This window comes from Streptomyces sp. NPDC021012, from assembly GCF_044333355.1.
Classification (GTDB): domain Bacteria; phylum Actinomycetota; class Actinomycetes; order Streptomycetales; family Streptomycetaceae; genus Streptomyces.
Genome location: NZ_JBIRQU010000005.1, coordinates 321,352 through 336,695, shown reverse-complemented (window position 1 = coordinate 336,695; position 15,344 = coordinate 321,352). Strand labels below are relative to the sequence as shown.

The following is a 15,344-nucleotide window of genomic DNA, read 5'->3' as shown; positions in this document are numbered from 1 at the left end:
CGCCGGGGGAAGAAGGTCGGCGCCCACCATGCACGTCACGCATCTCTCGCTGGCCGACTTCCGCTCGTACGCCCGGGTCGAGGTTCCGCTCGACCCGGGCGTCACCGCTTTCGTGGGCGCGAACGGCCAGGGCAAGACCAACCTCGTCGAGGCCGTCGGCTATCTCGCGACCCTCGGCAGCCACCGCGTCGCCTCCGACGCCCCCCTCGTCCGGATGGGGGCGGAGCGCGCGGTCATCCGCGCCGCCGTCACCCAGGGCGAGCGCTCCCAGCTGGTCGAGCTGGAGCTCAACCCGGGCCGCGCCAACCGCGCCCGCATCAACAGGTCCTCGCAGGTCAGACCGCGTGACGTGCTCGGCATCGTACGGACCGTGCTGTTCGCCCCCGAGGACCTCGCCCTGGTCAAGGGCGACCCCGGCGAGCGCCGGCGCTTCCTCGACGACCTGATCACGGCGCGCACGCCGCGCATGGCGGGCGTGCGCTCCGACTACGAGCGCGTCCTCAAGCAGCGCAACACGCTCCTGAAGTCGGCGGCGATGGCCCGGCGGCACGGCGGCCGGGGCGCGGACCTGTCCACCCTGGACGTGTGGGACCAGCACCTGGCCCGGGCCGGCGCCGAGCTGCTCGCCCAGCGGCTGGACCTCATCGCCGTACTGCAGCCGCTCGCCGACAAGGCGTACGAGCAGCTGGCGCCCGGCGGCGGACCGGTCCTCCTGGAGTACCGCCCCTCCGCGCCGGGCCCCGGGCACTCCCGCGAGGAGCTGTACGAGCAGCTGCTCGCCGCCCTCGCCGAGGTCCGAAAGCAGGAGATCGAGCGGGGCGTCACGCTCGTCGGACCCCACCGGGACGAGCTGCTCCTCAAGCTCGGCGAGCTCCCCGCGAAGGGGTACGCCAGCCATGGCGAGTCCTGGTCGTACGCGCTGGCGCTGCGGCTCGCCTCGTACGACCTGCTGAGGTCCGAGGGCAACGAGCCGGTCCTCGTCCTCGACGACGTCTTCGCCGAGCTCGACGCGCGGCGGCGCGAGCGGCTCGCGGAGCTGGTGGCACCGGGCGAGCAGGTGCTCGTCACGGCGGCGGTGGACGACGACGTGCCGGGGGTGCTGGCGGGCACGCGGTACGCCGTGTCCGGCGGGACGGTGGAACGGGTATGAGCGAGGAAATCTCTCCACAGTCTGTGGACAGGCCGGCGCCCCCGGTGCCCGAGCCTTCGGGTGTCGACCTCGCGCGGGTCGCGCTGCGCGCCGCCAAGGAGCAGGCGAAGGCGCGGGGCGCGGCGGCGGCGCAGAAGAAGCAGGCCAGGCGCGGGGGCGGGCTGCGCTCCGGCGCGCGCGCCGACGGGCGCGACCCGATGGCGCTCGGCGCCGCGATCAACCGGCTGATCACCGAGCGGGGCTGGGAGACGCCGGCGGCGGTCGGCGGGGTCATGGGGCGGTGGCCGCAGATCGTCGGCGAGGACCTGGCGAAGCACTGCGTGCCGGTGAGGTTCGACGACGAGCCGGATGCGCGGGTGCTGACGGTGCAGTGCGACTCCACTGCGTGGGCCACGCAGCTGCGGTTGCTGGCGCCGACGCTGGTGGCTCGGCTCAATGAGGACCTGGGGCACGGGACGGTGCGGGTCATCAAGGTGCTGGGGCCGGGCGCCCCCCGCCGTGGGTACGGCCCGCTCAGGGCGCCCGGAAGCGTCGGGCCCGGGGACACGTACGGGTAGTACGGGGGCCCCGGGGCCCCCGTGGTGCGGGTCCGGGCGGAGGGCGCCGTTGCGCGTGGGCGTTGTGCCCACCCTCCCCCAAGCTCTCGGCTTCGCTCGAGCAGGGGGGACCCCCTAGCCCCAGCGGAACGATCGCCCACAACGGGGCGGATCTGATGCCCACCGCGGGGGCGGAGCGCGTGCCCGCAACGCGTGGCCGACCGATGCCCACTGGCCGTCACAGCTCGAAGCGCTAGGTGGCCGTCTACGGCCTCTGGAGCCCCTGTGTGGATATGGGGAGTCGTCTCGCGCCCGCGCAGGGCGGCACATGCGCATTCAGGTACCGGCAAACCCCCATGAGTGTCGGCGGTACCGGTAGACTGGGAGACAATCCCGCCACCCTGCGGAACATGTCGAACGACGCAGCCGCTCCCGTATGCCCGGAGAACGGCCTGTGCTGTGCCAGAAAGGGCGCTTCGTGGCCGATTCCGGCAACCCCAACGAGAACACCCAGTACACCGCCAGCAACATCCAGGTACTCGAGGGCCTGGATGCCGTGCGCAAGCGCCCTGGCATGTACATCGGCTCGACCGGTGAGCGCGGTCTGCACCACATGGTGCAGGAGGTCGTCGACAACTCGGTCGACGAAGCCCTGGCCGGGCACGCCGACACCATCGACGTGACGATCCTGCCCGACGGCGGCGTCCGCGTCGTCGACAACGGCCGCGGCATCCCGGTCGGCATCGTGGCCTCCGAGGGCAAGCCGGCCGTCGAGGTCGTGCTGACCGTGCTGCACGCGGGCGGAAAGTTCGGCGGCGGCGGCTACGCGGTCTCCGGCGGTCTGCACGGTGTCGGCGTCTCCGTCGTGAACGCCCTGTCCACCCGGGTCTCCGTCGAGATCTGGACGGACGGCCACCGCTGGACGCAGGACTACAAGATGGGCGCCCCGACGGCCCCGCTCGCCCAGCACGAGGCGACCGACCGGACCGGCACGTCGGTGACCTTCTGGGCCGACCCGGACATCTTCGAGACCACCGAGTACTCCTTCGAGACGCTCTCGCGGCGCTTCCAGGAGATGGCCTTCCTCAACAAGGGCCTGACGATCACGCTCACCGACGAGCGCGAGTCGGCGAAGGCGACCGTCGGCGCCGACGACCCGGACGTCGAGGCCACCGCCGAGGCCGCCGCGCGCACGGTGAGGTACCACTACGAGGGCGGCATCGTCGACTTCGTGAAGTACCTCAACTCGCGCAAGGGCGAGCTGATCCACCCCACCGTGATCGACCTCGACGCCGAGGACAAGGACAAGAACCTGTCCCTCGAGGTCGCGATGCAGTGGAACAGCGGCTACAGCGAGGGCGTGTACTCCTTCGCCAACATCATCCACACCCACGAGGGCGGCACGCACGAGGAGGGCTTCCGCGCCGCGCTGACCTCGCTGATCAACAAGTACGCGCGCGACAAGAAGCTGCTCCGCGAGAAGGACGACAACCTCACGGGCGACGACATCCGCGAGGGTCTGACGGCGATCATCTCGGTCAAGCTGAGCGAGCCGCAGTTCGAGGGCCAGACCAAGACCAAGCTGGGCAACACGGAGGTCAAGACCTTCGTCCAGAAGGCGGTCTACGAGCACCTCAACGACTGGCTGGACCGCAACCCGAACGAGGCCGCGGACATCGTCCGCAAGTCGATCCAGGCCGCCACCGCGCGCGTGGCCGCGCGCAAGGCGCGCGACCTGACCCGCCGCAAGGGCCTCCTGGAGTCGGCGTCCCTCCCGGGCAAGCTGTCCGACTGCCAGTCGAACGACCCGTCCAAGTGCGAGATCTTCATCGTCGAGGGTGACTCCGCCGGCGGTTCGGCCAAGTCCGGCCGCAACCCGATGTACCAGGCCATCCTGCCGATCCGCGGCAAGATCCTGAACGTCGAGAAGGCCCGCGTCGACAAGATCCTGCAGAACACCGAGGTCCAGGCGCTGATCTCCGCCTTCGGCACCGGCGTGCACGAGGACTTCGACATCGAGAAGCTCCGCTATCACAAGATCATCCTGATGGCGGACGCCGACGTCGACGGCCAGCACATCAACACCCTGCTGCTGACCTTCCTCTTCCGCTTCATGCGGCCGCTGGTCGAGGCCGGTCACGTCTACCTCTCCCGCCCGCCGCTCTACAAGATCAAGTGGGGCCGGGACGACTTCGAGTACGCGTACTCGGACCGGGAGCGGGACGCGCTCGTCGAGCTGGGCAAGCAGAACGGCAAGCGGATCAAGGAAGACTCGATCCAGCGCTTCAAGGGTCTCGGCGAGATGAACGCCGAGGAGCTGCGCGTCACCACCATGGACGTCGAGCACCGCGTACTCGGCCAGGTCACCCTGGACGACGCCGCGCAGGCCGACGACCTGTTCTCGGTGCTCATGGGTGAGGACGTCGAGGCACGGCGCTCGTTCATCCAGCGCAACGCCAAGGACGTTCGCTTCCTCGACATCTGAGTCGGTCTCAGCTGACCGTACGAAAGGACTGACGACCAGCAATGGCCGACGAAACCACTTCCGGCACCACCGAAGAGCAGGAACCCGTGCTGCGGATCGAGCCCGTCGGGCTCGAGACCGAGATGCAGCGCTCGTACCTCGACTACGCGATGTCCGTCATCGTGTCCCGCGCGCTGCCCGACGTCCGCGACGGCCTCAAGCCCGTCCACCGGCGCGTGCTGTACGCGATGTACGACGGCGGCTACCGGCCCGAGAAGGGCTTCTACAAGTGCGCCCGCGTCGTCGGTGACGTCATGGGCACGTACCACCCGCACGGCGACTCCTCGATCTACGACGCGCTCGTCCGCCTCGCCCAGCCCTGGTCGATGCGGATGCCGCTCGTCGACTCCAACGGCAACTTCGGCTCCCCGGGCAACGACCCGGCCGCCGCCATGCGCTACACCGAGTGCAAGATGGCGCCGCTGTCGATGGAGATGCTCCGCGACATCGACGAGGAGACCGTCGACTTCACGGACAACTACGACGGCCGCAACCAGGAGCCGACGGTCCTCCCGGCCCGGTTCCCGAACCTGCTGGTCAACGGCTCCGCCGGCATCGCCGTCGGCATGGCCACCAACATCCCGCCGCACAACCTCCGCGAGGTCGCGGCCGGCGCCCAGTGGGCCCTTGAGCACCCCGACGCCAGCCACGAGGAGCTCCTCGACGCGCTGATCGAGCGGATCAAGGGCCCCGACTTCCCCACCGGCGCGCTCGTCGTCGGCCGCAAGGGCATCGAGGAGGCGTACCGCACCGGCCGTGGCTCGATCACGATGCGCGCGGTCGTCGAGGTCGAGGAGATCCAGAACCGCCAGTGCCTGGTGGTCACGGAGCTGCCGTACCAGACCAACCCGGACAACCTCGCGCAGAAGATCGCCGACCTGGTGAAGGACGGCAAGATCGGCGGCATCGCCGACGTCCGCGACGAGACCTCGTCCCGGACCGGCCAGCGCCTGGTCATCGTGCTCAAGCGCGACGCCGTCGCCAAGGTCGTCCTCAACAACCTGTACAAGCACACCGACCTGCAGACGAACTTCGGCGCGAACATGCTGGCGCTCGTCGACGGCGTGCCGCGCACCCTCTCGCTCGACGCGTTCATCCGCCACTGGGTGACGCACCAGATCGAGGTCATCGTCCGCCGGACGAAGTTCCGGCTGCGCAAGGCCGAGGAGCGCGCCCACATCCTGCGCGGCCTCCTCAAGGCCCTCGACGCGATCGACGAGGTCATCGCCCTCATCCGCCGCAGCGAGACGGTCGAGGTCGCCCGTACGGGCCTGATGGACCTCCTCGCGATCGACGAGATCCAGGCCAACGCGATCCTGGAGATGCAGCTCCGCCGGCTCGCCGCCCTGGAGCGCCAGAAGATCATCGCCGAGCACGACGAGCTCCAGGCGAAGATCAACGAGTACAACGCGATCCTGGCCTCGCCGGAGAAGCAGCGGACCATCGTCAGCGAGGAACTGGCCGCGCTCGTCGAGAAGTTCGGCGACGACCGCCGCTCCAAGCTGGTGCCCTTCGACGGTGACATGTCCATCGAGGACCTGATCGCCGAGGAGGACATCGTCGTCACCATCACGCGTGGCGGCTATGTGAAGCGGACGAAGACCGAGGACTACCGCTCGCAGAAGCGCGGCGGCAAGGGCGTGCGCGGCACGAAGCTGAAGCAGGACGACATCGTCGACCACTTCTTCGTCTCCACGACCCACCACTGGCTGCTCTTCTTCACGAACAAGGGCCGGGTCTACCGGGCCAAGGCGTACGAGCTGCCGGACGCCGGCCGGGACGCCCGCGGCCAGCACGTGGCCAACCTGCTGGCCTTCCAGCCGGACGAGCAGATCGCCCAGATCCTGGCGATCCGCGACTACGACGCCGCCCCGTACCTGGTGCTCGCCACCAAGGCCGGACTGGTGAAGAAGACCGCGCTGAAGGACTACGACTCGCCCCGTTCGGGCGGTGTCATCGCCATCAACCTGCGCGAGCGGGAGGACGGCAGCGACGACGAGCTGATCGGTGCCGAGCTGGTCTCCGCCGAGGACGACCTGCTGCTCGTCTCCCGCAAGGCGCAGTCGATCCGCTTCACCGCCACCGACGACGCGCTGCGTCCGATGGGACGCGCCACTTCGGGCGTCAAGGGGATGAGTTTCCGCGAGGACGACGAGCTCCTCTCGATGAATGTCGTCCGGCCCGGTACTTTCGTCTTCACCGCGACCGACGGCGGGTACGCGAAGCGCACCCCCGTCGACGAGTACCGCGTCCAGGGCCGTGGCGGCCTCGGCATCAAGGCCGCCAAGATCGTGGAGGACCGCGGCTCGCTCGTGGGCGCGCTGGTGGTCGAGGAGACCGACGAGATCCTCGCCATCACGCTGTCCGGCGGTGTGATTCGTACGCGAGTCAACGAAGTCAGGGAGACCGGCCGTGACACCATGGGCGTCCAGCTGATCAACCTGGGCAAGCGCGATGCCGTCGTCGGCATCGCGCGGAACGCCGAGGCGGGAAGCGAAGACGAGTACGCCGACAATGCCGAGGACGCCGAGGGCGTCGTCGAGTCGGACGGCTCGGGCGAGGCCGAAGCGGCCGAGGGCACCGAGGCCCCGGCCGGGGAGCACGAGGAGTAAGAGCGTGAGTGGAGCCACGGGCGCCGGATCGGCGGCTGCCGGAGCTTCTGCCGGTGCGGGAGCGAACGGCGCCCGTGGCCCCGCCACGGACTCCCAGGGGGTTGCGGTGACGGACACTCGGGGGCAGCAGCCCTCGTACGAGACGTACAACGGGCCACTGCCCGGCGAGCGCCCCCAGGGGCAGCCGGCAGGGCCCTACCACCCGCCGCAGGCGTACGGCACGCCCGCGGGCGGTACGCAGGGCGGGCAGACCGGGGCCGTGCGCCGGCCGCGTACCGGGGCGAGCACGACGCCCAGGACGCGCAAGGCGCGGCTGCGGGTGGCCAAGGCCGATCCGTGGTCGGTGATGAAGGTGAGCTTCCTGCTCTCCATCGCACTGGGCGTCTGCACGGTCGTGGCCGCGTCGGTGCTGTGGATGGTCATGGACGCCATGGGCGTCTTCTCGACGGTCGGCGGCACGATCAGCGAGGCCACGGGCTCGAACGAGTCCAACGGCTTCGACCTGCAGTCGTTCCTGTCGCTGCCGCGGGTGCTGATGTTCACCTCGGTGATCGCCGTGATCGACGTGGTCCTGATGACCGCGCTGGCGACGCTGGGCGCGTTCATCTACAACCTGTCGGCCGGCTTCGTGGGCGGTGTCGAGCTGACGCTGGCCGAGGACGAATGACGTGCGCGGGGGCCGGTGCGCTTACCGATTTTGGGACTGGCCCCCACGTGCGCTAATGTTCAGGAGTCAGCGAGCGGGACACACACCGCGAAGCAGACGGAGGGGCTATAGCTCAGTTGGTTAGAGCGCATCCCTGATAAGGATGAGGCCACAGGTTCAAATCCTGTTAGCCCCACATATCGGATCGACCCGGATGGTACTCCATCCGGGTCGATCCGTTTGTGTGAGGTTTGAAGCTCGCACAGGTCACCGATCGGTATCGGTCGATGTGTAGAGTGGGCGTCAGAAGTCTCCTACGTCAACGAAAGACGAGGTCGCGCGGTGAAGAAGCTTCTCCTGGTCGCACTGGCCGCCATCGGCGGGCTCCTCGTGTACCGCCAGATCCAGGCGGATCGCGCCGAGCAGGACCTGTGGACGGAGGCGACCGACTCCGTGCCCGCAGGTTCCGGTGTCTGAGAGACACGCATTCTGTGGGTGAAGCCCCGGCCGCTCAAGCGGACCGGGGCTTCATCGTTTCCGGACCACGCCTCTTCTGTTTCCCTTCGTGAACCTTTCGCTTGCTCACGCAAATCCTCGGGGGAGGCCGTGACGGCGGACACCGTAGGGACGGGCGGGGCAGGATGGGCGGCACCACCGGACGGGGACGGGAGAAGCGCGTGAGCACGCAGGCCGCGAGGCGGCGGACCGGGACGGGGACCGGCCGGAGGGCGGGGGCCCTGATCGCGGCGGTCGCGGTGGTGGGGGCCGTGGGGGCACTGCCCGCGCAGGGGGCGTGGGCTTCCGAAGGGGCCGTGGGGGCCGGCGTACCGCCGTACGCCTTCGACGGCTCGGCCCAGCGGATCCAGGGCGCCGCCACCAGCCTCGACGCGAAGACCCTGAGGACCGACCGGACGTACCGGGACACCCTCAGGAAGGACGGCAAGGCCTACTACCGGATCGACCTCGACACCCGGCGCAACGCGTACGTCTCCGTCGTCGCCGTCCCCAAGCCCGGCGCCAGGGTCGCGTACGGCGACGGCTTCAAGGTCGGCATCCAGGACAACTCCGGAGCCGACTGCGGCTACCAGGACGTCGACTTCGGCTCCGGGAAGTACGCCAGGCCGCTCGTCGGCTACGCCCGCCGGATCGTCGACCCCGACTCCTACAGCTGCCAGAAGCCGGGCGCCTACTACGTCCTCGTCGAGCGCGATTCCGCCCCGGAGTCCAGCGCGGACGACTGGGAGCTGGAGCTCCGGTACGTGACCGAACCCCTCCTCGCCCAGGCCGGCCCCACGGCGCTCCCCGAGGCCTGGCCGTCGGCCACGCCCGCGCCGCCGTCCGGAGGCCAGCGGAGGCGCCAGGGCGGCGCCGGGTTCCACGAGGCCGTCTCCCTGCGGGAGGGCGAGTGGCGGGCCGACCTCCGGCCCGGCCAGACGCTCTTCTACCGGGTTCCCGTCGACTGGGGGCAGCAGCTCTTCGCCGGCGCGGAACTCGGCAGCGGCACCGAAGGGGACCTGGTGGGCAACGCGCTCACCCTCTCGCTCGCCAACCCGGCCCTCGGCTTCGTCGACACGGGCACCGTCGGCTACGACGGGAGGCCCGCGACGGTGGCGCTCGACCCGCTGCGGCCGGTGGCCCACGAGAACCGCACCTCGTACGACACGGCCACCAACGGCATGAGGTTCGCCGGCTGGTACTACCTGTCGGCGACGCTCAGCCCGGAGATCGCCGCCGCGTACGGCGACAAGCCGGTGCCGCTGACGCTCCGGGTGAACGTCAGGGGCACCCCGAAGAAGGCTCCCGCGTACGACGCGGACCCCGGGATGTTCTCGGTGACCAAGGACGACCGGGAGGCGGCGGAGAACGGCGCCGCCGGGGCACCGGCCACGGCGGACGGCACCATGAAGGCCCTCGCGGCGGCCGGGCTCGGCACCGGCACCGTCCTGCTCCTCGGGCTCGGCGCCTGGACCCTGCTGGCCCGGCGGCGGGCCTGACTCAGATCCGCCCCAGCGCCCAGAACCCGACCGCGAGCGACACCAGCGCGAGCAGAAGCACCGGGACCGCCACCTTCGGGGGCGGCCCCGGGCGGCGTACGGGGGCGGGTGGGGGCACGGTGGGCACGGTGGGTGCGGGTGCGGTGGGCGCGTAGGGCGGCGGGTACGCGGCCGGCGGGGGCAGGTGGAAGCTGCCCGTCTCGGAGGGGCCGGGCAGCGGCGGCCCGAAGCCCGTGGGGACTTCGGGGGCTCCGGGGCCTTCGGTCATCCCGGGGCCTTCGGGGCCGAAGCCGGGCGGGAGGGGACCGAGGCGGTCGACGATCTGGACCGGCTCCTCGGCGGGGCCCTGCGCGGGCAGCATCTCGACGGCGGCGTTCAGGGCCGTGCGGGCTCCCGTGGCCGTACGGAAGCGGGCCCGGGGATCGGGCTGGAGCAGACCGGTGAGGACCTGCCAGAGGGGCTCAGGGACGCCCTCAGGGGCGCCGGGAGTGCCATGGGTGAGGAAGTGCTCCACCAGGGCCTGTGAGTCCGGCTTGCGGCCCTGGAGGAGATGGAGCCCGACCAGGCCGACGGCGAAGAGATCGGCGGTGAAGTCCGGCTCGGCGCCGAGGAGCTGCTCGGGCGCGAGGTAACCGGGCGTCCCCACCACGTAGTTGGTCTCGGTGAGGCGGGGTTCGCCCTTGCGCATGGAGATGCCGAAGTCGGACAGGCGCAGGTGCGGCCGCCCGGTGCCGGTGACCTCCATGAGGAGGTTGGCGGGCTTGACGTCCCGGTGCACGACCCCTTCGGCATGCACCGTGGCCAGGCCCGAGAGCAGCTGGTCGAGCAGGGTGCAGACGAAACGGGGCGGCAGCGGGCCGTGGTCCCCGACGACGTGGGCCAGCGAGCCGCCGGCCACCAGGTCCATGGTGAACAGGACCTTGTCGTCGTCGGCGGCCCAGCTGGCCGGGGCGAGGACGTGCGGATGGTCGATCCGCAGCGCCTGCTCGCGGACGAAGCGGAGCAGGGTGTGCGCGTCGCTCTGCTGGAGCACCTTGGCCGCCACGTAGCGGCGCCGCCGGTGGTCCCAGGCCCGCCACACCGCGCCCGCCCCGCCGCGTCCGATCGGGTCGACCAGCTCGTACCGACCAGCGAAGACCTCACCCATCGCGCTGCGCCCGCTCCCCGTCCGCGTCGTCTCCCCGAGGTCCCGGCCGGCTGCCGGGCCGCGTCAGTTCTGGTGCGACTCGTAGTGGGCGACCGCGTCGGCGGTGCGCCCGGCGCCGTACACCCGGAGGAACTCTGCCAGTTCCGGGTGGGCGGGGGCGAGCGAGTCGGCGGCGTCGATGATGTCGCCGGCGGCGGCCACGGAGCGCAGCAGCGACTGGATCTCGCGGACCACGCGGCGCACGGTCGGCGCACCGGAGCCGGTGGTGGTCTGGGCCGTGCTGGTGAGGACGGAGCCGCCCTGCGACTTCTTGATCTCGTCCATGCGGTCGGTGGCCTCGGCGGCGCTGACGCTGCCGTCGGCGACCTGGACGGCGAGCTCCTGGAGGGCCTGGACGCGCTGGACGACGGCCGGGTTTCCGATCTTGGCCCGCTGGCCGCTCATCAGCTGGGACAGCATGGGCGCGGAGAGTCCGAGTACGCCCGCGAGCCTGGCCTGATTGAGCCCGAGGTCGTCGATCAGCCGACGGAAGAGCGCCCCCAACGGCTCCCCGTACCAACTGCGCTGAAGCTCTCTGGCTCTTGCCGTGGCTTCCTGCTGCGCTGCGTCCATCACGTACTCTCCCCATCCCTTAGGTTCGCCACTGCGAACCTCGGGCAGCATCTTACGGAGAGTGGTCGCTGACCGGGAGTCCCAATCCTTTTGCCGGACATGGGGGGTGACCCGGTACGCTGTCCTCGTTCCGGGGCCTTAGCTCAGTTGGTAGAGCGCTGTCTTTGCATGGCAGATGTCAGGGGTTCGACTCCCCTAGGCTCCACCCGGACGAGACCCCCTTGGCCTGCGGCAGCGCAGGGCAAGGGGGTCTTTCGCGTGTGTGGCGCTGAGTGACCGGGGCGGGGCTGGGCCGACCGGGTGGTGTTCATCGGAAGAACTGCGCGACGGCGGCGTCGGTCCACGGAAACCGGGGCCCCATCCAGATCATGAGAAAGGTATGTAAAGCGCGCAACCTGAAATGAACCATCCGGGAACGTCACGAAAGTGAGGGGCCATGGCCACCGCCAAGGTCAAGCAGTTCTGGACCGCCTTCGTCTCCGTCCTCTTCGCCCTGCTCGCCTCCGTCGGCCTGGCGAACACCGCCGCCGCGGCCGCGCAGCCCGCCGTCCAGCAGCCCGAGGAGCCGGCCGCGCCCGCCGTGCCCGCCGCCGTCCGCGCCGTCACGGCCGGGGAGCGCGCCCTCGCCTCCGTACCGGCGCAGCGGACGCACCGGTGGCCGCTCGCCGGGGACCGTTCCCTGCCGCCCACCATCAAGCAGCGCATCGCCGCCGAGGCCCACGGCTCCTCGCCCGCCGCTCGCCAGCGGTCCTCGTCGACCGCCGCCGCCGAGAGCGACCCGGCCGCGCTGACCGAGCTCGCGCTCGCGGCCGCGGCGTAGGGGCGCGGGGAGACTCCCCGCACCCGGTACGACCCTGCCAGGACCCGAGTACGACCCCGGCAGGCCCGAGCACGACCCGGGCGGCAGCCCGGCGCACTCCGGCAGAACCCGGTAGGACCCGGGTACGGCCCCGGCAGCCCCAGTACGACCCCAGTACGGCCCCGGCAGGACCCGGTACGACCCGGGTGCGTCCCTGGCAGAACCCTTTACGACCCGGCGGGACCCGAGTACGACCCGGCAGAACCCAGTACGGCCCGGCAGAACCCGGTAGGACCCAGTACGACCCGGCAGAACCCGGTAGGACCCAGTACGACCCGGCAGAACCCGGTACGACCCGAGTACGGCCCCGGCAGGAGTGGTGGTCGGTCAGCGGCGTTCGTCGCGTTCGGTGGCCTCGGCCTCCGCATCCGCGTCGGTTTCGGCCTCCGTGTCGAGGGGAGCCCCACTGCCGTCCACGGACGACGGGGAGGAGTCCTCGTCCACCTCGGTGGCCGCGGGAGGTTCCACCAGCCAGTCGGGATTGGCCTGCTTGTCCCACCACTTCCAGGCGGCGAACGCGCCGCCGACCAGTAGGCCGAGGACGACGAGTCCCTTGGCGAGGCGTCCGGCCCTGGCCCGACGCTCGTGCTTCCTCACGATCTTCTGGATTTCCCTCGGCGTCACCTGACCGCGCAGCGCGGCCCAGGCGGCGGTGGAACGCGCTCCGGCCTCCTCAAGGACGGGACCGGTCGCGGCGACCGCGCTCTCGACGCGCGGAACGGTGTAGTCGGCCGCCTGACGGGCGGCCTGGCGGGTCTTGACCGCCGCACGGTGTGCGGCCGCGTCGACCCGCGGCGGTACGTGCGGTGCGACATACGAGTCGTACTGCGTGCGAGCCTGCGTACGGGCCGCGGACGCGGCCTTCGAGACCTTCGGCGCGAGCGCCGCCCGCGCCTCGTGTGCGTAGTGCGCGGCCTGGTCCTTGGCCGTGCCGGCGTACGGCGCCACCACTTCCGCGGCGTGCAGGACGCTCTCCTTCGCCGAACCTGTCGCGGCGCGCACGCTGTCCATGCGGGTCACGGGATTCCTCCTCCTCGGTGGCGATGTCGGTTTTTCACCTTTCCATCCTTTTCGGAATCATGCCCGCCGGAGCGGGCTCCGGCATGTGGGGCGGGCATCCGGGGCATGCGAGGATCGGACACACCAGAGACAGACGTGACATGACGCGGGACGCGGGGCGCGGGACGACGCGACGCGACACCACGCGACACGACGTGGGACGGAAGGCGACCGTGGCCGAGCAGCTGTACGCGATCCTCAAGACGAGCCTGGGCGACATCGAGGTGCGGCTGATGCCGTTCCACGCCCCGAAGACCGTCCGGAACTTCGTGGAACTCGCCTCCGGCGAGCGCGAGTGGACGCACCCCGCCACCGGCAAGGTCTCCTCGGACCCGCTCTACGACGGAACGGTCTTCCACCGGGTCATCAAGGGCTTCATGATCCAGGGCGGCGACCCGCTGGGGAACGGCACGGGCGGCCCGGGCTACGAGTTCGCCGACGAGTTCCACCCGGAGCTCTTCTTCGACCGGCCCTACCTGCTGGCCATGGCCAACGCCGGCCCGGGCACCAACGGCTCGCAGTTCTTCGTCACGGTCGGTGCCGCGACCTGGCTGAACCGCAAGCACACCATCTTCGGCGAGGTCGTGGACAAGGAGAGCCGCAAGGTCGTGGACGCGATCGCGACCGCCCCGACCGACCCGCACACCGAGCGTCCCCTCCAGGACGTGGTCGTCGAGTCCGTGGTGATCGAGAAGCGCTGAGGCGGAAGGGACGGAACCCGCCATGGACACGCAGCCCGGTCTGCTGCGCTGCTACCGCCACCCGGAGACCGAGACCGGCATCCGCTGCGCCCGCTGCGAGCGGCCCATCTGCCCGCAGTGCATGATCTCGGCGTCCGTCGGCTTCCAGTGCCCCGAATGCGTACGGGACGGCTCGGGCACCGGCCACTCCGCCGGCGCCAACCAGCCCCGGACGCTCGCGGGCGGCCGGGTGGCGGCGGACGGGCGCCTGGTCACCAAGATCCTCATGGCGGTCAACCTGGCGCTGTTCGTCGCCGTCCAGGTGGTGGGCGACCGGCTCGTCGACGACCTCGCGCTCATCGGCGGCGCGTACCTGCCGAGCGGTGAACCGGTCGGCGTCGCGGACGGCGAGTGGTACCGCCTGCTGACCTCCGCCTTCCTCCACCAGGAGATCCCGCACTTCCTCTTCAACATGCTGGGCCTGTGGATGATCGGCGGGATCGTCGAACCCGAGCTGGGGCGGATCCGGTACGCGGCCCTCTGCCTGCTCTCCGGGCTCTCCGGCTCCGCGCTCGCCTACTGGCTCTCCCCGCAGAACCAGTTCTCGCTCGGCGCCTCCGGCATCGTCTACGGCCTGCTCGGCGCCTGGATCGTGCTGGCCCGGCGCCGGCGCCAGGACATGCGGCCCGCGCTCCTGTTCGTGGGGCTGAACCTGCTCATCACGTTCACCCGTCCGGGGATCTCCTGGCAGGCGCACGTCGGCGGTCTGGTCGCCGGCGTCCTGCTGACGTACGCGATGGTGCACGCGCCCCGGGCCCGGCGGGACCTCGTGCAGTACGGGGCCTGTGGACTGGTGCTCCTGATCGACCTGGGGATCGTGCTCGCCCGATCGGCTGCGCTCACCTGAGCACACAGGGCTGTGGAAGAGCTTCTCTGTGAGCTTTCCCCAGAGTTATCCACAGTGCGTGGCGGATCTTCCGCGCTCTGTGGGGAAAGACCGCGCCCCTCGCCTCTGACCTGGTGTTTCTCCAGGGAGGCGAGGGGCGTTGTGTATATCGCCGGGGGTGATTCCGGTCATACCGGCGTCAACCTCGTGCGAGTTATCCACAGATCTTCGTAAGTTATCCAGTGCTGTGCACAACGCTGTGGATAAGCTCGGGGGAGAGCTTGACGGGAGGCCCGCGCAAGCGCTACCCGGCTACGTCCACCGCGTGGAGACGGCTACGTCCACCGTGCGGAGACGGCTACTTCCACTGCGTGGAGACGCCGAAGCCGGCCGCGATGAAGCCGAATCCCACCACGATGTTCCAGTTCCGGATCGACTCGACCGGCATGGAGCCGTCGGTGACGTAGAAGACCACGATCCACACCAGACCGATGGCGAACAGTGCCAGCATCACGGGCGCCACCCAGCTGCGGTTCGTCAGCTTGATGTTGGTCGCCTTGGCGGGCGGGGGCGTGAAGTCGGCCTTCTTGCGGATCCGTGACTTCGGCACGAGGGACTCTCCTGTCGATGCGCTGCGTG

The 15,344-nt window shown here is 70.5% G+C and carries 14 protein-coding genes and 2 tRNA genes; 12 read left to right on the top strand and 4 right to left on the bottom strand.

Features of this window, described 5'->3' with window-relative positions:
- Positions 1-28: 28 nt before the first annotated feature.
- The 8 genes from recF to ACH4TP_RS19005 all read left to right on the top strand — a co-directional run bounded on the left by recF (position 29) and on the right by ACH4TP_RS19005 (position 9,462).
- Positions 29-1,150, top strand: a complete 1,122-nt coding sequence (gene recF, locus ACH4TP_RS19040; protein WP_398181086.1) for a DNA replication/repair protein RecF — start codon at positions 29-31, stop codon at positions 1,148-1,150.
- The gene (locus ACH4TP_RS19035; RefSeq protein WP_398181089.1) at positions 1,147-1,707 is read left to right on the top strand and encodes a DUF721 domain-containing protein; all 561 of its coding nucleotides are present in this window, start codon (positions 1,147-1,149) and stop codon (positions 1,705-1,707) included. The genes recF and ACH4TP_RS19035 overlap by 4 nt, the downstream gene beginning before the upstream one ends.
- Before the next feature lie 433 nt (positions 1,708-2,140).
- Entirely contained in the window at positions 2,141-4,171 is a 2,031-nt protein-coding gene (gene gyrB, locus ACH4TP_RS19030; RefSeq protein WP_389222596.1) for a DNA topoisomerase (ATP-hydrolyzing) subunit B, read from the top strand.
- Between the two features lie 41 nt (positions 4,172-4,212).
- Positions 4,213-6,822, top strand: a complete 2,610-nt coding sequence (gyrA, locus tag ACH4TP_RS19025; RefSeq protein ID WP_389222598.1) for a DNA gyrase subunit A — start codon at positions 4,213-4,215, stop codon at positions 6,820-6,822.
- Positions 6,823-6,928: 106 nt separating this feature from the next.
- Entirely contained in the window at positions 6,929-7,489 is a 561-nt protein-coding gene (locus tag ACH4TP_RS19020; protein ID WP_389222600.1) for a DUF3566 domain-containing protein, read from the top strand.
- A gap of 101 nt (positions 7,490-7,590) precedes the next feature.
- Positions 7,591-7,664: transfer RNA gene (locus ACH4TP_RS19015), tRNA-Ile, on the top strand.
- Between the two features lie 146 nt (positions 7,665-7,810).
- On the top strand, positions 7,811-7,945 hold the full coding sequence (locus ACH4TP_RS19010) for a DLW-39 family protein (protein WP_003958712.1): 135 nt from the start codon (positions 7,811-7,813) through the stop codon (positions 7,943-7,945).
- A gap of 200 nt (positions 7,946-8,145) precedes the next feature.
- On the top strand, positions 8,146-9,462 hold the full coding sequence (locus tag ACH4TP_RS19005) for a hypothetical protein (RefSeq protein WP_398181094.1): 1,317 nt from the start codon (positions 8,146-8,148) through the stop codon (positions 9,460-9,462).
- A 1-nt stretch (position 9,463) separates the two neighbouring features.
- On the opposite strand, the gene ACH4TP_RS19000 is transcribed toward ACH4TP_RS19005, so the two are convergent.
- Both ACH4TP_RS19000 and ACH4TP_RS18995 read right to left on the bottom strand, forming a co-directional pair.
- Positions 9,464-10,609 carry a serine/threonine-protein kinase gene (locus ACH4TP_RS19000; protein WP_398438585.1) on the bottom strand — a complete coding sequence of 382 codons (1,146 nt, stop codon included), beginning with the start codon at positions 10,607-10,609 and terminating at the stop codon, positions 9,464-9,466.
- 63 nt (positions 10,610-10,672) lie between these two features.
- Entirely contained in the window at positions 10,673-11,221 is a 549-nt protein-coding gene (locus tag ACH4TP_RS18995) for a helix-turn-helix domain-containing protein (RefSeq protein ID WP_389222606.1), read from the bottom strand.
- A 132-nt stretch (positions 11,222-11,353) separates the two neighbouring features.
- On the opposite strand from ACH4TP_RS18995, the gene ACH4TP_RS18990 reads away from it, so the two are divergent.
- Positions 11,354-11,426, top strand: a tRNA-Ala gene (locus tag ACH4TP_RS18990).
- A gap of 231 nt (positions 11,427-11,657) precedes the next feature.
- Positions 11,658-12,041 carry a DUF6344 domain-containing protein gene (locus tag ACH4TP_RS18985; RefSeq protein ID WP_389222608.1) on the top strand — a complete coding sequence of 128 codons (384 nt, stop codon included), beginning with the start codon at positions 11,658-11,660 and terminating at the stop codon, positions 12,039-12,041.
- A gap of 366 nt (positions 12,042-12,407) precedes the next feature.
- Here ACH4TP_RS18985 and ACH4TP_RS18980 read toward each other — a convergent pair whose 3' ends face one another.
- A complete protein-coding gene (locus ACH4TP_RS18980) occupies positions 12,408-13,100 on the bottom strand; it encodes a DUF5324 family protein (protein WP_398438584.1) in 693 nt (230 codons plus the stop codon).
- Between the two features lie 212 nt (positions 13,101-13,312).
- Between ACH4TP_RS18980 and ACH4TP_RS18975 the strand changes: the two genes are divergently transcribed.
- Positions 13,313-13,840: a peptidylprolyl isomerase gene (locus tag ACH4TP_RS18975; RefSeq protein ID WP_398181106.1), complete on the top strand. Its 528-nt coding sequence runs from the start codon at positions 13,313-13,315 to the stop codon at positions 13,838-13,840.
- 22 nt (positions 13,841-13,862) lie between these two features.
- The gene (locus ACH4TP_RS18970; RefSeq protein WP_398181109.1) at positions 13,863-14,726 is read left to right on the top strand and encodes a rhomboid family intramembrane serine protease; all 864 of its coding nucleotides are present in this window, start codon (positions 13,863-13,865) and stop codon (positions 14,724-14,726) included.
- Between the two features lie 337 nt (positions 14,727-15,063).
- Here the strand turns inward: ACH4TP_RS18970 and crgA are convergent, their stop codons facing one another.
- Entirely contained in the window at positions 15,064-15,315 is a 252-nt protein-coding gene (crgA, locus tag ACH4TP_RS18965; RefSeq protein WP_030685820.1) for a cell division protein CrgA, read from the bottom strand.
- Between the last annotated feature and the right edge of the window lie 29 nt (positions 15,316-15,344).

Bases quoted from the DNA above. Each gene is read 5' to 3' on its own strand.
- ACH4TP_RS18985 (WP_389222608.1), top strand. From the start codon at position 11,658: ATGGCCACCGCCAAGGTCAAGCAGTTCTGGACCGCCTTCGTCTCCGTC.
- gyrA (WP_389222598.1), top strand. From the start codon at position 4,213: ATGGCCGACGAAACCACTTCCGGCACCACCGAAGAGCAGGAACCCGTG.
- recF (WP_398181086.1), top strand. From the start codon at position 29: ATGCACGTCACGCATCTCTCGCTGGCCGACTTCCGCTCGTACGCCCGG.
- ACH4TP_RS19000 (WP_398438585.1), bottom strand. From the start codon at position 10,609: ATGGGTGAGGTCTTCGCTGGTCGGTACGAGCTGGTCGACCCGATCGGA.
- ACH4TP_RS18995 (WP_389222606.1), bottom strand. From the start codon at position 11,221: ATGGACGCAGCGCAGCAGGAAGCCACGGCAAGAGCCAGAGAGCTTCAG.
- ACH4TP_RS19035 (WP_398181089.1), top strand. From the start codon at position 1,147: ATGAGCGAGGAAATCTCTCCACAGTCTGTGGACAGGCCGGCGCCCCCG.
- ACH4TP_RS18970 (WP_398181109.1), top strand. From the start codon at position 13,863: ATGGACACGCAGCCCGGTCTGCTGCGCTGCTACCGCCACCCGGAGACC.